This window comes from Burkholderia sp. LMG 13014, assembly GCF_905232215.1.
Taxonomy (GTDB): Bacteria; Pseudomonadota; Gammaproteobacteria; order Burkholderiales; family Burkholderiaceae; genus Burkholderia.
Genome location: NZ_CAJNKE010000449.1, coordinates 1 through 4,873, shown reverse-complemented (window position 1 = coordinate 4,873; position 4,873 = coordinate 1). Strand labels below are relative to the sequence as shown.

At 68.1% G+C, this 4,873-nt stretch carries 4 protein-coding genes; 3 read left to right on the top strand and 1 reads right to left on the bottom strand.

Going from position 1 to position 4,873, the window contains the following annotated elements:
• Positions 1-1,103 (bottom strand): MFS transporter (locus JYJ84_RS28345; protein WP_205189753.1); only part of this gene is annotated, 1,103 nt, incomplete at its 3' end.
• Positions 1,104-1,249: 146 nt separating this feature from the next.
• Between JYJ84_RS28345 and JYJ84_RS28340 the strand changes: the two genes are divergently transcribed.
• The 3 genes from JYJ84_RS28340 to JYJ84_RS28330 form a co-directional block, all read left to right on the top strand.
• The gene (locus JYJ84_RS28340; RefSeq protein ID WP_174955562.1) at positions 1,250-2,182 is read left to right on the top strand and encodes a LysR family transcriptional regulator; all 933 of its coding nucleotides are present in this window, start codon (positions 1,250-1,252) and stop codon (positions 2,180-2,182) included.
• A 253-nt stretch (positions 2,183-2,435) separates the two neighbouring features.
• Positions 2,436-3,809 carry a tRNA (N6-isopentenyl adenosine(37)-C2)-methylthiotransferase MiaB gene (gene miaB, locus JYJ84_RS28335; protein ID WP_122946218.1) on the top strand — a complete coding sequence of 458 codons (1,374 nt, stop codon included), beginning with the start codon at positions 2,436-2,438 and terminating at the stop codon, positions 3,807-3,809.
• Between the two features lie 31 nt (positions 3,810-3,840).
• Positions 3,841-4,873, top strand: a 1,033-nt coding sequence (locus tag JYJ84_RS28330) for a PhoH family protein (protein ID WP_205189751.1), incomplete at its 3' end; no start/stop codon positions are given.

The window sequence follows — 4,873 nt, the reverse complement described above, 5'->3', positions numbered from 1 at the left end:
AGTGCCGCGAACGTCACCGCGACGGCGACCCACGGCAGCGCATCAAGCGCGAGGCCGTGGTCCAGCGCAACGCCGCCGAGCCACGCACCGAGCGCATTGCCGACGTTGAACGCCCCGATGTTCAGCGTCGACGCGAGATGCGGCGCGCTTGCGGCCTTCTCGACCATGCGCGCCTGCAGCGGCGGCACCGTCGCGAACGCGGCGATCCCCCACACGAACACGGTCACGGCCGCCGCGACCGGATAGTGGCTCGTCTTCGCGAATACGATCATCACGGCCATCAGTGCGACGAGGATCGCGATCAGCGACGGCATCAGCGCGCGGTCGGCGAGCTTGCCGCCCAGCGTGTTGCCGATCGTGAGCCCCGCGCCGAACAGCACGAGGATCAGCGCGACCGCGCGCGGCGAATAGCCCGACACGGACTGGAGGATCGGTGCGATGTACGTGAACACGACGAACACGCCGCCGAAGCCGAGCACCGTCATCAGCAGCGCGAGCCACACCTGCGGCTCCTTCAGCACGCGCACTTCGTGGCCGAGGCCGACCGGCCCGCTGTCGTGGCGGTTCGGTACGAGCACGGCGACGCCGCCGAGCGCCAGCACACCGAGCGCGGCGACGATCCAGAACGACGCGCGCCAGCCGAGCAACTGGCCGACGAACGTGCCGAACGGCACGCCGAGCACGTTCGCCAGCGTGAGCCCCGTGAACATCAGCGCGATCGCGCTCGCGCGCTTGTCGGTCGGCACGAGCGACGCGGCGACGACCGCGCCGATCCCGAAGAACGACCCGTGCGCGAACGACGTGACGACGCGCGCGACCATCAACGTCGCGTAGCCGGACGCGGTCGCGCACAGCACGTTGCCGACGATGAAGATCGCCATCAGCAACTGCAGCGCGGCCTTGCGCGGCATGCGGCTCGTCAGCACCGCGAGCAGCGGCGCGCCGGCCGCGACACCGAGCGCATAACCGGTGACGAGCAGCCCGGCCGACGGCAGCGACACGGCCAGATCCTGCGCGACTTCGGGCAACAGGCCCATGATGATGAATTCGGTGGTGCCGATGGCGAAGGCGCTGATCGCGAGCGCCAGCAAGGGAATGGGCATGAGGTTCTCCGGGAAGCGGCGGTGCGGCGCCCGGTCGGTGCCGCACCGCACAAAAATGCGGGATGTGCGCGCATTGTCCCGAATACGCCTATATTTGATAATTGGCGTGGCATTTGAATCATTTTCAAAAATTTCTGGAAAATCCGATGGATCGACTGGGCGATATCCGGCTGTTCGTCGAGGCGGCCGACCTGGGCAGCCTGTCGGCGGCCGGGCGCAAGCTGAACCTCACGCCGGCCGCCGCCAGCGCGCGCCTCGCGAAGCTCGAGGCGAAGGTCGCGACGCGCCTGTTCGAGCGCTCGACGCGCCAGCTGCGGCTCACCGACGAGGGCCGGCTGTACCTGAACTGCTGCCGGCAGGCGCTGCAGGCACTCGACGACGCGGACGCAATGCTGCAGGAAGGCCGCAACGTGGTCGGCGGCAAGGTGCGGCTGTCGTCGACGACCGACTTCGGCCGCAACCAGCTGCTCGACTGGCTCGACGAATTCACCCGGCTGCACCCCGACGTCAGGTTCTCGCTGACGGCGTCCGATTCCGCGTCGAACCTGTGGCAGGACGAGATCGACCTCGCGATCCGCTTCGCCGCGCCGCCCGACGGCGCGCTGATAGCGCGCCGCCTCGCCGCGAACCGGCGCGTGCTGTGCGCGGCGCCGTCGTTCGTCGAGCGGCACGGCATGCCGGCCGATCCACACGATCTGGCCCGCTTTCCATGCAACGTGATCACGATCGCGTCGGGGCCGATGAACACCTGGCGCTTCACGCGCGGCGACGAGACACAGACCCACACGGTGCCGCTGTCGACCGCGTTCGAGACCAACGACGGCGGCCTCACCCGCGAATGGACGCTGCGCGGCCACGGGATCGCGCTGAAATCGTTGTGGGACATCGCCGACGACGTGCGTGCGGGCCGGCTGCGCGTGCTGCTGCCCGACTGGCGGCACCAGGATGCGCCGCTGCACGCGATCCATCACAGCAAGCGCTACATGGCACCGCGCGTGCGCGTGCTGCTCGACTTCCTCACCGAACGCTTCGCACGCGAGGAAGCCGCGCTCGAGGACTTGCTGAACGCATGCCGCTGACGGCCGGCGCGCGCCCCGATCAGGGTCGGAACGCGACACATGCCGTCGCGCGGCCGCAACCCGCCGGGCGCTCCCGACAGCATGAAAAGCTATAATGGAAAGCTTTCCCGACGGCTTTTCATGCGCGTGCACGCGAGATGCGTGCAAGGCGGCACGCCCGCCCCTGCGCGGCGCGGCATGCGCCAGGCAAGGCCGTCCCGATTCACCCTATAGACGACGCCCCCAGGTCAACCACTGCGAACGGCGAACCCCCATGACCAAGAAAGTTTACGTAAAGACCTTCGGCTGCCAGATGAACGAGTACGACTCGGACAAGATGGTGGACGTGCTGAATGCGGCCGAAGGCCTCGAAAAGACCGATACGCCGGAAGACGCGGACATCATCCTGTTCAACACCTGCTCGGTACGTGAAAAGGCGCAGGAGAAGGTGTTCTCCGATCTCGGCCGCGTGCGCGAGCTGAAGGAAGCGAAACCGGGCCTGCTGATCGGCGTCGGCGGCTGCGTCGCGAGCCAGGAAGGCGCGTCGATCGTGTCGCGCGCACCGTACGTCGACCTCGTGTTCGGCCCGCAAACCCTGCACCGCCTGCCGCAGATGATCGACGCGCGTCGCGAGAGCGGCCGCGCGCAGGTCGACATCTCGTTCCCCGAGATCGAGAAGTTCGACCACCTGCCGCCCGCACGCGTCGAAGGCCCGAGCGCGTTCGTGTCGATCATGGAAGGCTGCTCGAAGTACTGCAGCTACTGCGTGGTGCCTTACACGCGCGGCGATGAAGTGTCGCGCCCGCTCGACGACGTGCTGACCGAAGTGGCCGGCCTCGCCGACCAGGGCGTGCGCGAAGTCACGCTGCTCGGCCAGAACGTGAACGCGTACCGCGGTGCGCTGGCGGCCGGCTCGTCGGAGATCGCCGATTTCGCGACGCTGATCGAATACGTCGCCGACATCCCCGGCATCGAGCGGATCCGCTACACGACGTCGCACCCGAAGGAATTCACGCAGCGCCTGATCGACACCTACGCGAAGGTGCCGAAGCTCGTGAGCCACCTGCACCTGCCCGTCCAGCACGGTTCCGACCGCATCCTGATGGCGATGAAGCGCGGCTACACGGTGCTCGAATACAAGTCGGTGATCCGCAAGCTGCGCGCGATCCGCCCGGACCTGTCGCTGTCGACCGACATGATCGTCGGCTTCCCCGGCGAGACCGAGGACGATTTCGACAAGATGATGGCGCTCGTGCACGACATGAGCTACGACACCAGCTTCTCGTTCATCTACAGCCCGCGCCCCGGCACGCCGGCCGCGAACCTGCACGACGACACGCCGCGCGAAGTGAAGCTCAAACGCCTGCAACATCTGCAGGCGACCATCGAGGAAAACGTCGCGCGCATCAGCCAGTCGATGGTCGGGAAGGTCGAGCGGATCCTCGTCGAGGGCCCGTCGCGCAAGGACCCGAACGAACTCGCGGGCCGCACCGAGAACAACCGGGTCGTGAATTTCCCGGCGCCGCTCGCGTCGCACCCGCGCCTGATCGGCCAGATGATCGACGTGAAGATCAACCATGCGTATCCGCATTCGCTGCGCGGCGAGCTCGTGCTCGTCAGCGACGACGCGAGCGCGGCCACCCACTGACATTGACGCTCAACAGGAGCCCGACGCCACTTTGAAGCCGACCCAAGCACTGGAATTCGTCGCGCCGCGCGACGACAACGCGCGCCTCGCCAACCTCTGCGGCCCGCTCGACGAGAACCTGCGGCAGATCGAACAGGCGCTCGACGTCACGCTGTCGCGACGCGGCCACCGGATCGCGATCCGCGGTCGCGGCGCCAAGCTCGCGCTCGCCGCGCTCGAGAACTTCTACAACCGCGCGCGCGATGCGCTGTCGGTCGACGACATCCAGCTCGCGCTGGTCGAAGTGCGCCACACGTCCGGCAACGGCCGCCAGGACACGCTCGACGTGCGCTTCCGCGGCGACCCCGACCATCCGTTCGACGACCCCATCGTACAACTCGACGCCAGCGAGCCGGACGAGGAGCCCGCACCGAAGCTCTACACGCGGCGCGCCGACCTGCGCGGCCGCACGCCGGCACAGCGCGAATACCTGAAGCAGATCCTGTCGCACGACGTGACGCTCGGCGTCGGGCCGGCCGGCACCGGCAAGACCTACCTCGCGGTCGCGTGCGCGGTCGACGCGCTCGAGCGCGACCAGGTCAAGCGGATCGTGCTGACGCGCCCGGCCGTCGAGGCCGGCGAGCGGCTCGGCTTCCTGCCGGGCGATCTCGCGCAGAAGGTCGACCCGTACCTGCGTCCGCTGTACGACGCGCTGTACGACCTGCTCGGCTTCGACAAGACCGCGAAGATGTTCGAGCGCCAGATGATCGAGATCGCGCCGCTCGCGTACATGCGCGGCCGCACGCTGAACCACGCGTTCATCATCCTCGACGAGGCGCAGAACACGACGCCCGAGCAGATGAAGATGTTCCTCACGCGGATCGGCTTCGGCTCGAAGGCGGTCGTGACCGGCGACACGAGCCAGGTCGACCTGCCGCGCGGCCACAAGAGCGGCCTCGTCGAGGCGCAGCAGGTGCTCGGCGGCGTGCGCGGCATCGCGCTCACGCGCTTCACGAGCGCAGACGTCGTGCGCCATCCGCTCGTCGCGCGCATCGTCGAGGCGTACGACGAGTTCCACGCGCAGC